Here is a 13,470-nt window from a genome sequence, read left to right as displayed (position 1 = left end):
GCCGCCCGGCGCTACATTGAAGCGTTACGCTTTTCGCGCAGGGTCCGGGAACACCAGGCCGTGCAGCTTGCCTTTATCTCCGCGCGAAAACGGCTTCCACTGGCCTTCGGCCTGCGCCAGCCGGTCGGCCACGGCCCACCAGGCGCTGGGGTTCACGCCCATGCCGATATGGCTGGCCAGCACTTCGATGTTTTCGGTTTGCGGATGGGCGGCGCTGGGCGCCTGGATGCTGGCTTGCCAGGCCACCACGCCATCGCTGCGCGAATAAATGCTGGTGGTCGGCACAGGCGGGGCGGCCGGCAGATCGTAGCTTTCGGATTCGCGCTCGACGTTGCGGCCGCTGGTGAGTTCATAGATGCGCCAGGCATTGGTGGCCTTGTGCGAGCCCGCGAAGGGTGTGCCCAGCGTGATCACGCCGCGCACCATGTGCGGCAGCTCCTTGGCCAGCTCGCGCGCGTAGACGCCGCCCAGGCTCCAGCCGATCAGGCTGACCTTGCGGCCCGTGGTTTCGAAGGTGCGGGCGAGGCTGTCGCGGGCTTCTTCCAGCACGCCGGCGCGCGGGCCAAAGTTAAACCCCTGTTCCCAGCCCCAGGGCCTGTAATTGAGCGACTGCAGGTATTGGCGCAGCGGCACCGTGGTGGCGTCATTGGCCGACAGGCCTGGAAACACCATCACGGCATGGCCGTCGCCGCGTGGCGCGCGGGCCAGCAACGGCCAGGCGGGCAGCAGGGCGCCGAACTCCCAGAACGCACGCAGCTCAAGCGCCAGCAGCCAGGCGCTGGGCGGAACATCGTGTGGGGACGGTTTTGCTTGATCTTGGGGGGAGGAGGAAGACGGATTTCGCCTGGATGACGGGCTTGCCATGGCTTGGAGCATTGATTGTCTTGTTGGAGTTCCGACTCAAAGAGTATGGAGGCGCTTACGGTTTTTTACAGAGAGAGGTCTCTCTAACGTGGACGCTTCGCTGCGGTTTTCGTCGCGTTCGTGACAGCGGCTTTGCGGGTTTTTACCGGGGCGGCCTTCACGGCGGTTTTAACGGAGGCCTTCTTTGTCCTCTTTTTCGGCGCGGGCGCTGTGGCGGCGGATGCAACAGGCGCTGCGCTCACCATCAAGGTTTGGGCCTGAGTGAAGGCCTCCTCGATTGCTTTCGCCAAATCCTTCGCATGCGGCAGCGCCTTCTTGTCAGCAACGATGCCGAAATCCACATGGCCGGCATAGGTCTGTATGGTGATATTGAGCGCCAGCCCGTGCATGACGATGGACAGCGGGTGGAAGGTCAGGAACTTCGCGCCGGCCAGGTACAGCGGCACCGGCGGGCCCGGCACGTTGGAGATGGCCAGGTTGGCCACCATGGGCAGGCGGCTGGCGATACCGCTTTTGCCGTAGGCGTTCAGCGCCATCTTGGCTGCGCCGCCCACCAGCCACGGTGCCAGCAGCGAAGGGTAGTCGGTCGGCAGCAGGCCCTTCAGGCTTTGCATCGACGTTTTCACCTTGGCGGTCGATGCCATGATGGCGTTAATGCGCTTGAGCGGGTGGGCCAGCTGCGTGCCCAGTTCCACCAGGCTCATGCTCACCTGGTTGCCCAGGTTGCTGGCGTCGGTGGCGCCGGCTTCGCGCAGCGACACCGGCATGGCCGCCACCAGCGATTTTTTCGGCAGACTGTGGTGCTGCGTGAGGTAGCTGCGCAGTGCGGTCGAGCAGATCCACAAGACCACGTCGTTGAATGAGCCGCCCACCGCCTTGCCCATGGCCTTGCATTCGGCCAGCGGCAGGGTGGCCGTCACAAAGACGCGATCCGTGGTGATGCCGGTATTAAAGGGCGTTTGTGGCGCCAGCTTCATCGGCATCTTGGGCTTGATGCCGGTGGCCGAACTGGTGGTGGATTGTTTTGCCAGCGTGCTGCCAAAGGTGCTGGCCGCAGACGGCAGCGCCTTGGCCAGTTTGGCCAGCTGGCCCAGCGAACTCGAAAACACCGAGCCGATCATCTTGCCCAGCTTCAGGTCAGCCTCGGTTTTGCGGCGGCGGGCAGGGTCGGGCGGCGGCACCTCGCGCGGCACCGGGCTGAAATCGAGCAGGGCATTGGCCAGCATCACGCCGCCCTTGCCGTCCAGCGCCGCATGGTGAATCTTCGAGAAAAATCCGGCCACCACCTTGCCGCCCTGCGATGCGGGCAGCTGGATGCGGTCAAAAATATAAAACTCCCAGAGCGGGAAATTGCGGTCGATGACCTCGCTGTGCAGTTGCGCGCACAGCTTGTGTACCTCGGCCAGCGTCATGGGCGCCGTACCTTTTTTGGCAGAGTCCGCGCGGCGGATGTGAAAGTCGATATCCACCGAGTCAGCGTCGACCCACAGCGGGTGGCCCAGATCCAGCGGCATGAACACCAGCTTGCGGCTGAACACCGGCGCCAGGTGCATGCGTCTGGCGATGTGCGCTTTGACCGCCTTGTGAAAACTGCCCTTGAAGCCCTCCGGCAGTTCGCACAGGTTGAGCGAGCCCACATGCATGGGCATCTCGGGGGTTTCAAGGTAAAGAAAGGTTGCGTCGAGTCCGGTCAGGGATTTCATTGTTGTTGTCTCCGTGAGGGAGACATTAACCGAGCGGGACGGGTTGCGGCACTAGGGTTTGCCGTAGCGGCAGCTGTCACGCCAGGCTCAGCGCGCGGCCGTGATTGCGTTCAAGCTTCGCAGTCGCCCAGCATTCCTTGCTCATCGTCGTTGAGTCCGGCGACAGGCGTCGCCTTGGCCAGCACCATCCATACGCCCAGCGGTAGTTGCTGGCGCGTACGCCGCGGTGCGGCCCTCGCAACGGCCAGGCGCGTGTTCTCCAGCACCATCACACCGCACTCCAGCGGCACCTCGCTGGCATCGCCAATCGGCCGGCCTTTGGCGTCGCAACCGAGCACATACCAGCACTCCCCGCCCAGGTCGAGGTAGGCGGCGCGTTTTTCGGGGCGGCGCAGGTCGCCCAGCAGGTCGGAGCGGTGCACCTTGATCTCGTGCACGATCGGCTCGACATATTCCTGCACCGTGGTGTTGCGGATGGAAAACACGTCGGGCCGGGCGATGCACCAGCGGGCCTTGCCACCTTCTTCTTCGGGCGGCAGCTGGGCGCGCAGGCCCAGGCCGCGCCAGGTGATGCGGCCGGCCCGCACCATTTCGCAGGCCACCTGCTCGACCAGTGCCTCATGCTTTGAAAGCGCCGAGCGGTTGCGCACGAGCACGGTGGCCAGATAGGCCACGCCGGCATCGGTCACGCGCAGGGTTTCGTGGCCTGCAGGGCCGGCCACGCGCTGCAGCATGCCGGTGGCCAGCAGTTCGATTTCCAGCAGGTCCTGGCAGGGCCAGCCGGCGGAGCGGTAGACCTCACGCAGGCGCCGGGCGTGGGGGCGGCCCAGCGGAGGCGCAGGGTCGGCGGTCTGTGTAGCGGTCGCGATAGTGTTCATGGGGACATGGCGGCCTGGGCCGGGGGCAGGGTGGCTGCAAGCCTTGAAACCGTTCGGAAACAGGTCTGGAAGACAGAGCTTAAAACAAAGCTGGGTTTAAGGAAAACAGGCCACTGGCGCAATGCTGACGGGCGCGGGCAGCTATCAATACGATAGCGATTCCGCGCCGGCCGCACCGCGAAGCAGGCCGCCCGCCGGGCAAACGGCTTGAGGGGTCAAAGCGGGAGGATCTCGAATCGTGCGTTGTCCAGGTTGTCTCCCAGCGGCCGCATCGCCGCCAGAATCGCGTCGGTCTCGGCGTGTTGCCAGAGCGCAATGACCTGTTCTTCTGCCTCCGAGGCGTTCTCCAGCGGCAGGCCTTCGTGCAGCGTTTGCGTCAGCATGTAGGCCTGCAGCGAGGGCAGTACATATTCGGGGCCACCCAACGCGAATTCAAGCGCCATGCGAAAACGCAGTTCGGCCGCTGCGCGCTCGTCGGCGGTCAGGGTTGGGCATTCGACGAGGTTGACGGTGTACGTACGTTCGTTGGCGCGGTTGTTGTTGCTCATGGAAATTCCTTTGAACGGGCTTTATAGCAAATAACGCTTGCCCGTGTGATGACAGGTATGACGGGGGTTGCAGGTAAGGGGTGGGAGCGCGGCCAGTTCATGTTTTGCACAGAACATTTATGGAAAAAGTCCATGAAGCCCAATATGGACAAGCGCAAGCAGTTATGAAAAACGTAGCGCCTGCGGCCGCCGAAAGCCAGCACTCAAGCCGAAGTGCCCGGCGCAGCTTGCCTGAAAGGGCTGCGGCGTTCCAGGTCTTCCATGTAGTTGTCGATGCCGGCGCCTTCGCGCTCCAGGAAGCGCTCGACCGCGTCGGCGAACGAGGGGTGCGCCAGCCAGTGGGCGCTGGTGGTTTTGACGGGCAGCAGGGCGCGGGCCATTTTGTGCTCCCCTTGAGCGCCGCCTTCAAAGCGTTGGTAGCCGTGTTCGATGCACCATTGCAGCGGCTGGTAGTAGCAGGCCTCAAAGTGCAGGCAGTCAACACGGGCGAGGGCGCCCCAGTAGCGGCCGTACGCAACCAGGGACTGGTTTTCGGCACTTTCGTCGCCGTGATCCCTTTCAGTACGGGCGCTGACGGCGATCAGGCTTGTCGCGATGGGCCGCCGCTGGCCGTCGGCGTTGTGCTCCGCCACAAACAGCAGCCAGTTCTCCGGCATGGTGTCCTGCATACGATGGAAGAAGTCGCGGCTGAGGTAGGGAGCGTTGCCGTGTTCGTAATAGGTGCGCTCGTAGCAGCGGTAGAAAAAGTCCCAGTCGGCGTTGCTGATGTCTTTGCCCAGCGACCAGCGGAAAGTGATGTTTGCCTCGGCGACCTTGCGGCGCTCCTGGCGGATCTTTTTGCGTTTTTCCTGGCTGAGCGACGCCAGGAAGTCGTCGAAGTCGCGGTAGCCTGCTGGTGGTCCTGTCCAGTGGAACTGCACCGAATGACGCAGCATGAGGCCCGCCTCTTCGCAGGCCGCCACGTCTTCATCGGCGGTAAACAGCAGGTGCAAGGACGAGAGATCCTCTTGCGTGCACCAAGCCACCAGCGCCTTTACCAGCAGGGCACGTTCGACCGGCGTGCGGGCCAGCAGGCGGGCGCCGGGTACGGGGGTGAAGGGCACGGCGACCAGTGCCTTGGGATAGTACTCAAGCCCATGCTGCTGGTAGGCATTCGCCCAGGCGTGGTCGAACACGTATTCGCCGTAGGAATGCTCCTTGAGGTAAAGCGGAGAGGCGCCTGCAAGCACCTTGCCCTGCCAAAGGGTGACAAAGCGCGGCGTCCAGCCGGTTTCGGGCGTGGCGCTGCCGCTTTCGTGCAGTGCGGCCAGGTATTCGTGGCGCATGAAAGGGTTCGCGGGCTCGCCCGGGCTTTGCGCCGCCAGCAGGGCGTTCCACTCGGCCGCATTCACCTCCAGCGGTGAATTCAGCACGCGAATGACATAATCGTTTGAGTTCTTTTTCACGTGTTTTCGGGGTTCTACTTCAACATGCCACTCAAAATCTGCGTTGCCCAATTGAACTATTGCGTCGGCGATATGCCGGGTAATGCGCAAAAGATCATCGACGCTGCCCGCACGGCCTATGAGGGCGGCGCCCGGCTGCTGCTGACGCCTGAGCTGGCCATTTGCGGCTATGCGGCAGAAGACCTGTTCTTGCGCCCATCGTTCATCCAGGCCTGTGATGATGCCGTGAATCTGGTGGCCCGCGAGCTGGCCGGGTTAAAAGGCCTGACAGTGGTGGTGGGCACGCCCACCCACGGCGACAACGGCAAGGGGCTGCGCACCAAAAGCGTGGAAGTGCAGCAGCGCCACAACGCGGCCAGGGTGCTGCGCGAGGGCCGCGTCGTCGACACCTATGCCAAGCGCGAACTGCCGAATTACCAGGTGTTTGACGAACGCCGCTATTTCACGCCGGGGCAGGGCACTTGCGTGTTCCAGGCCGGGGAGGGCGATGACGCCGTCAGCGTCGGGCTGCTGATCTGCGAAGACGCCTGGTTTGAAGAGCCGGCACGCCTGGCCAGGGAAGCGGGGGCCGAACTGCTGGCGGTCATCAACGCGTCGCCGTTTCATGTCGGCAAAGGCGGCGAACGCGAGCAGATGATGCAGGTCCGGGCCCAGGCTACCGGGTTGCCGCTGATTTATGCGCACCTGGTGGGTGGGCAGGACGAAATCGTATTTGAGGGCGCGTCTTTTGCCTTGCAGGCCGATGGCGCGCTGGCCGGAAGGGCTGAAAGCTTCAAGGAAAATCTGTTTGTAATTCAGGCAGGACGAGCGCAAGCAGCTATTAAATTAATAGCAAGTACGGTGCCTGAACGCAGCCATGAGGCGGACCTGTGGGACGCGCTGGTGCTGGGCGTGCGCGACTACCTCGGTAAAAACGGCTTTCCGGGTGCCATTCTGGGGCTTTCGGGCGGCATTGATTCGGCACTGGTATTGGCGATCGCGGTGGATGCGCTGGGCGCCGACAAGGTGCGCGCGGTGATGATGCCTTCGCCCTATACGGCAGACATCTCCTGGATCGATGCGCGCGAGATGGCCGAGCGCGTGAAGGTGCGTTACGACGAGATTTCCATCGTGCCGGAGTTCGAGGCCTTCAAGGCTTCGCTGGCCGGTGAGTTCAAGGGCCTGAAGGAAGATACGACCGAGGAAAACATCCAGGCGCGTATCCGCGGCGTGTTTTTGATGGCGCTGTCGAACAAGTTCGGCTCCATCGTGCTGACCACCGGCAACAAGAGTGAAATGGCTACCGGCTATTGCACGCTCTACGGCGACATGGCCGGCGGCTTTGCGGTCATCAAGGACCTGCTGAAGACCACGGTGTTTCGCCTGGCGCGCTGGCGCAACGAAAACGACCCGTACGGCACGGGCAGCAACCCGATTCCCGAGCGCATCATCACGCGGCCGCCCAGCGCCGAGTTGCGGCCCGACCAGACCGACCAGGACAGCCTGCCGCCCTACGAGGTGCTGGATGCCATCCTGGAGCGCTACATGGAGAACGACCAGGGCGTGGATGCCATCGCCGCTGCCGGGTTTGACCGCGCGCTGGTCGTGCGCGTGGCCCAGCTGATCCGCATCAACGAGTACAAACGCCGCCAGGCGCCCGTGGGTATCAGGGTCACCCACAGGAGCTTTGGCAAGGATTGGCGCTATCCTATTACCAGCAGATTTCGGCAATGAGGCCCCCACGGTCGCTCGCTTCGCGTAGCTCCCTGCCCCCCGAGGGGGCCGCTGCGCCTGCGGCCCGGCAAAGCCGGTTCCGCGGCCCCTGCTGGTGAAGTCACTTGCACGTTGTACGCCGCTAAATGCCTTTTTGACGATATTTAGAATTAATGGAGATATTCAGTGAAACAAATTACCGCCGTCCTCAAGCCCTTCAAACTCGAAGAAGTCCGTGAGGCCTTGGCCGAATGCGGCGTGACTGGTCTGACCGTCACTGAAGTCAAGGGCTTTGGCCGCCAGAAGGGCCACACCGAGTTGTACCGTGGCGCCGAATACGTCGTCGATTTCCTGCCGAAGGTCAAGGTTGAGGTTGTGGTGAAGACCGAAGACGTGGAGCGTTGCGTGGATGCCATCGTTCGCGCTGCACGCACCGGCAAGATCGGTGACGGCAAGATTTTCATCACCAGCGTCGAGCGGGTGGTGCGTATCCGTACGGGTGAGGAAGACGAAGCGGCGGTCTAGATAGGCCCCCACGGTCGCTCACTGCGTGTAGCTTCCTGCCCCCCGAGGGGGCCGCTGCGCCTGCGGCCCGGCAAAGCCGGTTCCGCGGCCCCTGCTGGCCTGAAGAAAAGTCCCTGCGACCGGTGTCAGATTTGGTCGAGGCGGGTGTTGCCTGGCGTCATGCCGGCTGCCTGTACCAGCGTTTCCAGCAGTGATTCGGCATCGCTGCTGGTTCGGATCAGGTCCATCAGCCAGTCATTCATGAAGCCGGTTTTTACCGAAGATGCCAGGAACGCGAGCAGGGCGTCGTAGTAGCCGTTCATGTTGAGCAGGCCGACCGGTTTGTCGTGGTAGCCGAGCTGGCGCCAGGTCCATACCTCAAAAAATTCCTCCAGCGTACCGATGCCGCCGGGCAATGCCAGGAACGCATCGGCATGCTCGGCCATCAGGTATTTGCGCTCATGCATGTTTTCCACGATGTGCAGCTCGGTGCATCCGGTGTGGGCCCATTCCTTCTCCACCAGTGCCTTGGGGATGATTCCCACGACACGCCCGCCGGCCGCCAGCGCAGCGTCGGCCATGATGCCCATCAGGCCATTGCGGCCACCGCCATAGACCAGCTGCCCGCCGCGCTTGCCAATCCAGGTGCCCACGAGGGCGGCAATGGCGGCGAATTCGGGCTGGTTGCCGGGACGGGATCCGCAGTAAACGCAGAGGGAAAAAGCAGGTTTGGAGGCAGGTTTGGAGATATCGGTCACTTTGTTGATGCTTGCGTTCATGCGGCAAATCGCTGGAACAGCGCCAGGGCCCAGGTACCTGCGCACAGCAGCAGGCTGAGCAGTACGGCGGCACTTCCCATGTCCTTGGCGCGCTTGGAAAGGTCATGCCATTCGGGGCCGATGCGGTCGATGGCGGTCTCGATGCCCGTGTTGAGCAGCTCCACGATCATGATGAGGATGACGGTGCCGGCCAGGAGCACCGTTTCGACCCAGCTACGGCCCAGCCAGAAAGCGGCGGGGATCAGCACAATCGACGCGATCGCCTCCTGACGGAAAGCGGTTTCATGCCAGCCGGCGCGCAGGCCGGCAACGGAATAGCCGGTGGCGTGCCAGACGCGGCTCAGGCCCTTGCGGTGTTTTTGGGGGTTGACGGGCTCATTGGAGCCCAGTCGGGAGGTGGCGCCAGCAGCAGCGACATCAACATCAGATGGCGGCGCTGGCACAGACATGGGAAACGGAACTTGTTCGGGCATGGTGCCATTGTCGCGCAGCTTTATGGCACATTGATGTTAGGGCTGATGGGGCGCAGTATCGGCGATACCGGCCTTGTTTTTCCCCTTGCGCCCGGGTTTTTCGGGTGCGACCCAGGTGATGAGCCGCGTGCCCGCCCAGGCGTCGTGCCAAAACTGTTTTTGCGGATGAAAGCGCGCCAGGATGGCCCAGATGGCGACCCACCCCAGCGTCAGTACGGCGCCTTCCCGCCCTGGCAGCGCCATTGCCCAGCTCACGGCCAGGGGTGGCAGGAACCAGAGCCAGCTCAGCGCATAGCGCAGCAGCGCACGTTTCTGGGTGACGGGTGCACCGTTGAGGTCGACCACGCGGATGTTCCAGGTCTTCATGGCCAGGGTCTGGCCTTTGGCCCAGAACCAGACGAAGTAGATACCGAAAATCACAAACACGAACGCCTGCAGGGCATGGCGATTGTCCAGGGCATTTCGGGTCTGGCTCAATGTACTGAAGAGGTAACCGGCCAGAAAAACCACGCCGAACATCAGCATGCCTTCGTACATCCAGCAGGCCATGCGGCGGGGAATGGATGGAATGGGGAGGGTGTCTGTGACTGTCAAAGATGTCGCGATAAAGGTTGGCCACAGTGACGGCAGCAGGCATGGGCCAAGCCCAGCCGCTGCGGTAGCGTTTAGCGTTGGGGCGTGGCGCTTGTTGCGGCACCGCTTGCGGACGGCGCGGCGGGCGTAGCAGCTGAGGCAGGTTGCAAAGCAGTGATTTTAGGGCCAGGTTTGCTGGCTGCCTTGACCGGGTGCGGTGTCACGGGCGCCAGCTTTTGCGGTGCCACCGGTCTCACCGCTGTTGCCGCTCCGGTAGGCTTTGGACTGGCCTTGGCGGCCAGCTTCTGCTTTTCTTCGGGGCTGAGAGCCTGGTAGGTTTCCCATTTGGCTTTTTTCTCTTCAGGCGTGAGCTGCTTGGAGAGTTCCTTGGTCTTGCCGAAGTTCAGCCGGGCTTGCGCGCGCTGCTGGGGGCTCAAGGTGACCCATTCATTCATGCGGCTGTGCAGGTTGGCCTGCCCTTCCGGTGCGAGTGAGGGGTAATTTTTGGAGATTTCCAGCCATTTGCGCTTTTGCGCCTCGCTGACGGTATCCCAGCTTGACGCCAGCGGTTTGAGCGCCTGCTGTTGCATGGGCGTGAGTTCAGCCCAGGTCGGCTTGGCCACGACGGGCTTGGCAGGGACGGCCGGGGGCTTCACAGCTGCACTGGCAGGGCCTACGGGTTTAGGCGCCTGTGCAAGGCCCAGCATGGGCCAGGCCAGCAGGGTAGCCGTCACAAGCCCGAACGACAGCCATTGCAGTCTCAACCGCATGGAGCGGCCATCGACAGATGGGGCGCGTCGGGAGATTGCGCGCGGGATCATTGGGCCGTGGGGGCTTGGCGTGTGGCTTTGAGGTACTGGACAAAACCCGGGTCGGCAAAAGCAGCGGGCGGGAGTTCGTCAGTAAGCAACGCCACATCGACTTCTGCCAGTTCCTGGGCGCGGTTGTCGTTCTGGATCGAATTGATGGCCAGCAGGCCTACAACCAGTGCAACAAGTGGAAGGACCGAACCAATCCGTGCCCACCAGCTCAGGCCGTCATCAGATCCCCATGAAAGGGCGGCACTTGTGCCAACGCCGACGACGCTGGTGGCGGTTTGTGTTTTGGCGACTTTACGTTTTGAAACAGCTTGAGCGCGTGCGGCGCGCAGGCGCTCGGAAATGTCGTAAGGCAGGTCGGCAGCTCCCGCGGACAGGTAGGACGCGGTCTTCAGGCCAAAGCGGTCCTGCAGGATTTCGGCTCTTTTTTGTAGTGAGTTAGTCATAGTTTTATACCTTTGGCACTCAGGGCTTTGCTGAGGGCGTGAACTGCGCGGGAACAATGTGTTTTGACACTGCCCTCCGAACAGCCCATGGCGGCTGCTGTTTCAGCGACATCCATTTCCTCCCAGTAACGCATCAGAAAGGCTTCCCGTTGACGGCCCGGCAATTCCTTTACCTGCAGTTCGATCTCATGCAATATTTGCGCCCGCTCAGTAGCATCCTGGGCGCTCTCTGTACCCTCTGAGTTGGTAAGGCTCTCTAAAGTTTCCAGAAGATCGAAATCTCCGTCTTCTCCCTGCGATTCAAAGTCGCTCATGTTGGAGAAAAGCGCGTTCCGGGTCTTGCGGCGCCGGAACCAGTCCAGCGTGGTGTTGGCCAGGATGCGCTGGAACAGCATGGGCAGCTCGGCCGCAGGCTTGTCGCCATAGTGCTGGGCCAGCTTCATCATGCTGTCCTGAACGATATCAAGGGCAGCTTCTTCATCCCGCACGTGGTAGATGCTGCGCTTGAAAGCCCGTTTTTCAACGCTTTTCAGGAAATCCGAGAGTTCTTGTTCAGTTGCCAACGGTGTGGGGTTCCGGTTCGTCCAGCGCTGCACAGGGTGGTCTGCGGGTACTCGCAGGGCCGATGCCGATAAGGCATGCATCCAAGGATACAGCTGGAAAATTATCGCATCCCGGCCGGTACCGGATGCGATTTTTCACCGCTTGCAGCCATTGCGCAACGCGAAATGCCATAATACGGCCTGCAATTCAAAGGCAAACGGGTCACGACTCGGCGGTTTATGTTTCCGCTTATGGTTTTGGCCTCAAGTCTCGATGCCGCTTCACAAGAGTGGGCAAAGAGGCACCCAAGGTATTTCGTTAGAGAAATTCACAAAGGTTCATCATGGAAATCTCCAAAGCGGAAATCGCTTCCGCGGCAGCTGCGTCTGCACAAACAAATTCTCAAGAACTCCGCGGCGCGGAAATCCTCATGAAGTCCCTTCAGGCTGAAGGCGTCAAATACATGTGGGGTTATCCGGGCGGTGCAGTCCTGCATATTTACGACGCCGTCTACAAACAGGACTCGATCCAGCACATCCTGGTGCGTCATGAGCAGGCAGCTGTGCACGCAGCCGACGGTTATGCTCGCGCCACAGGCGAGGTGGGCGTGGCGCTGGTCACTTCCGGCCCAGGCGTGACCAACGCCGTGACCGGTATCGCGACAGCGTACATGGACAGTATCCCGATGGTCATCATCACGGGACAGGTCCCCACCCACGCCATCGGCCTGGACGCCTTCCAGGAGTGTGACACCGTCGGCATCACCCGGCCCATCGTGAAGCACAACTTCCTGGTCAAGGATGCGCGGCACATGGCCGAAACCCTGAAAAAGGCGTTTCATATCGCCCGCAGCGGCCGGCCCGGCCCCGTGGTCGTCGATATCCCCAAGGACGTGTCCTTCAACAAGGTGCCCTACAACGGCTATCCGCAAACCGTTGAGATGCGCTCCTACAACCCGGTGCGCAAAGGCCATGGCGGGCAGATCCGCAAGGCCCTGCAATTGCTGCTGGCGGCCAAACGGCCCTATATCTACACCGGCGGCGGCGTATTGCTCAGTAATGCCTCGCAAGAACTGCGCACGCTGGTCGACATGCTGGGCTACCCCTGCACCAACACCTTGATGGGCCTGGGCGCCTACCCGGCCAGCGACAAAAAATTCCTCGGCATGCTGGGTATGCACGGCACCATCGAAGCCAACAATGCGATGCAGCATTGCGACGTGTTGCTGGCTGTCGGTGCGCGTTTTGATGACCGCGTGATCGGTAACCCCAAGCATTTCGCGCAGAACGAACGCAAGATCATCCACATCGACATCGACCCTTCCAGTATTTCGAAGCGCGTGAAGGTTGATATTCCGATCGTGGGCGACGTGAAGGACGTGCTGACCGAACTGATTGCCATGATCAAGGAATCCGGCCTCAAGCCTGACGCGAACGCCCTGGGCGGCTGGTGGGACACGATTGAAGGCTGGCGCAAACGCGACTGCATGAAGTACAGCATGGGCAAAGGCGATGTCATCAAGCCCCAGCATGTGGTCGAAACGCTCTGGAAGCTGACCAAGGACGCGGACACCTACATCACGTCGGACGTGGGTCAACACCAGATGTGGGCTGCGCAGTACTACAAGTTCGACGAGCCGCGCCGCTGGATCAATTCAGGCGGCCTGGGCACCATGGGCGTCGGTATTCCCTATGCCATGGGCATCAAGCTGGCCAAGCCCGACTCGGAAGTGTTCTGCATCACCGGTGAAGGTTCGGTGCAGATGTGCATCCAGGAGCTTTCCACCTGCCTGCAATACAACACGCCGATCAAGATCGTGTCGCTGAACAACCGTTACCTGGGCATGGTGCGTCAGTGGCAGGAAATTGACTATGAAGGCCGCTACAGCAGCAGCTACATGGACGCACTGCCCAATTTCGTGAAGCTGGCCGAAGCCTACGGGCACGTTGGCATGTTGATCGAAAAGCCGCAGGACGTAGAGCCGGCGCTTCGCGAAGCCCGCAAGCTCAAGGACCGCACTGTGTTCATGGACTTCCGCACGGATCCGACCGAAAACGTGTTCCCGATGGTGCAGGCCGGCAAGGGCATTACCGAAATGCTGCTGGGGTCGGAAGACCTCTAGGCCTCACGCCACCACACCCATTCATTCACCGTCACCTGACGAATCTATTGTCTGCCGAGCCTGCGCATTACCGTGCGCAGGG

General features: G+C 61.8%; 14 protein-coding genes. 3 read left to right on the top strand and 11 right to left on the bottom strand.

What is annotated here, in order from left to right:
- Nucleotides 1-24: 24 nt before the first annotated feature.
- From AC1DWQ_RS18005 to AC1DWQ_RS17985, 5 genes are all read right to left on the bottom strand, one after another.
- Complete coding sequence (locus AC1DWQ_RS18005; protein WP_477670856.1) at nucleotides 25-864, bottom strand: alpha/beta hydrolase; 840 nt, start codon at nucleotides 862-864, stop codon at nucleotides 25-27.
- A gap of 83 nt (nucleotides 865-947) precedes the next feature.
- A complete protein-coding gene (locus AC1DWQ_RS18000) occupies nucleotides 948-2,567 on the bottom strand; it encodes a wax ester/triacylglycerol synthase family O-acyltransferase (protein WP_477670855.1) in 1,620 nt (539 codons plus the stop codon).
- Between the two features lie 110 nt (nucleotides 2,568-2,677).
- Nucleotides 2,678-3,445 carry a hypothetical protein gene (locus tag AC1DWQ_RS17995; RefSeq protein WP_477670854.1) on the bottom strand — a complete coding sequence of 256 codons (768 nt, stop codon included), beginning with the start codon at nucleotides 3,443-3,445 and terminating at the stop codon, nucleotides 2,678-2,680.
- 215 nt (nucleotides 3,446-3,660) lie between these two features.
- Nucleotides 3,661-3,993, bottom strand: a complete 333-nt coding sequence (locus AC1DWQ_RS17990) for a hypothetical protein (protein WP_477670853.1) — start codon at nucleotides 3,991-3,993, stop codon at nucleotides 3,661-3,663.
- A 203-nt stretch (nucleotides 3,994-4,196) separates the two neighbouring features.
- Nucleotides 4,197-5,438: a GNAT family N-acetyltransferase gene (locus AC1DWQ_RS17985; RefSeq protein WP_477670852.1), complete on the bottom strand. Its 1,242-nt coding sequence runs from the start codon at nucleotides 5,436-5,438 to the stop codon at nucleotides 4,197-4,199.
- Nucleotides 5,439-5,462: 24 nt separating this feature from the next.
- Here AC1DWQ_RS17985 and AC1DWQ_RS17980 point away from each other — a divergent pair, with 24 nt between their 5' ends.
- Both AC1DWQ_RS17980 and AC1DWQ_RS17975 read left to right on the top strand, forming a co-directional pair.
- On the top strand, nucleotides 5,463-7,151 hold the full coding sequence (locus tag AC1DWQ_RS17980; RefSeq protein ID WP_477670851.1) for an NAD+ synthase: 1,689 nt from the start codon (nucleotides 5,463-5,465) through the stop codon (nucleotides 7,149-7,151).
- Between the two features lie 165 nt (nucleotides 7,152-7,316).
- On the top strand, nucleotides 7,317-7,655 hold the full coding sequence (locus AC1DWQ_RS17975) for a P-II family nitrogen regulator (RefSeq protein ID WP_007869659.1): 339 nt from the start codon (nucleotides 7,317-7,319) through the stop codon (nucleotides 7,653-7,655).
- Between the two features lie 125 nt (nucleotides 7,656-7,780).
- Here the strand turns inward: AC1DWQ_RS17975 and AC1DWQ_RS17970 are convergent, their stop codons facing one another.
- The 6 genes from AC1DWQ_RS17970 to AC1DWQ_RS17945 all read right to left on the bottom strand — a co-directional run bounded on the left by AC1DWQ_RS17970 (nucleotide 7,781) and on the right by AC1DWQ_RS17945 (nucleotide 11,286).
- Nucleotides 7,781-8,413, bottom strand: a complete 633-nt coding sequence (locus tag AC1DWQ_RS17970; protein WP_477670850.1) for an LOG family protein — start codon at nucleotides 8,411-8,413, stop codon at nucleotides 7,781-7,783.
- Nucleotides 8,410-8,886: a diacylglycerol kinase gene (locus tag AC1DWQ_RS17965; RefSeq protein ID WP_477670849.1), complete on the bottom strand. Its 477-nt coding sequence runs from the start codon at nucleotides 8,884-8,886 to the stop codon at nucleotides 8,410-8,412. Before AC1DWQ_RS17965 ends, AC1DWQ_RS17970 begins: the two co-directional genes overlap by 4 nt.
- 36 nt (nucleotides 8,887-8,922) lie before the next feature.
- A complete protein-coding gene (locus tag AC1DWQ_RS17960) occupies nucleotides 8,923-9,480 on the bottom strand; it encodes an RDD family protein (RefSeq protein WP_477670848.1) in 558 nt (185 codons plus the stop codon).
- Nucleotides 9,481-9,551: 71 nt separating this feature from the next.
- Entirely contained in the window at nucleotides 9,552-10,229 is a 678-nt protein-coding gene (locus AC1DWQ_RS17955; RefSeq protein WP_477670847.1) for a DUF3106 domain-containing protein, read from the bottom strand.
- 47 nt (nucleotides 10,230-10,276) lie between these two features.
- Nucleotides 10,277-10,723: a DUF3619 family protein gene (locus tag AC1DWQ_RS17950; protein WP_477670846.1), complete on the bottom strand. Its 447-nt coding sequence runs from the start codon at nucleotides 10,721-10,723 to the stop codon at nucleotides 10,277-10,279.
- The gene (locus tag AC1DWQ_RS17945; RefSeq protein ID WP_457279761.1) at nucleotides 10,720-11,286 is read right to left on the bottom strand and encodes an RNA polymerase sigma factor; all 567 of its coding nucleotides are present in this window, start codon (nucleotides 11,284-11,286) and stop codon (nucleotides 10,720-10,722) included. The genes AC1DWQ_RS17950 and AC1DWQ_RS17945 overlap by 4 nt, the downstream gene beginning before the upstream one ends.
- A gap of 323 nt (nucleotides 11,287-11,609) precedes the next feature.
- Here AC1DWQ_RS17945 and AC1DWQ_RS17940 point away from each other — a divergent pair, with 323 nt between their 5' ends.
- Nucleotides 11,610-13,388, top strand: a complete 1,779-nt coding sequence (locus AC1DWQ_RS17940; RefSeq protein WP_457278606.1) for an acetolactate synthase 3 catalytic subunit — start codon at nucleotides 11,610-11,612, stop codon at nucleotides 13,386-13,388.
- The last annotated feature ends 82 nt before the right edge of the window (nucleotides 13,389-13,470 follow it).

Source organism: Polaromonas sp. P2_G11, assembly GCF_056403595.1.
Note: the sequence above shows the minus strand (reverse complement) of the source record. Positions and strands in the feature narration are given on the sequence as shown.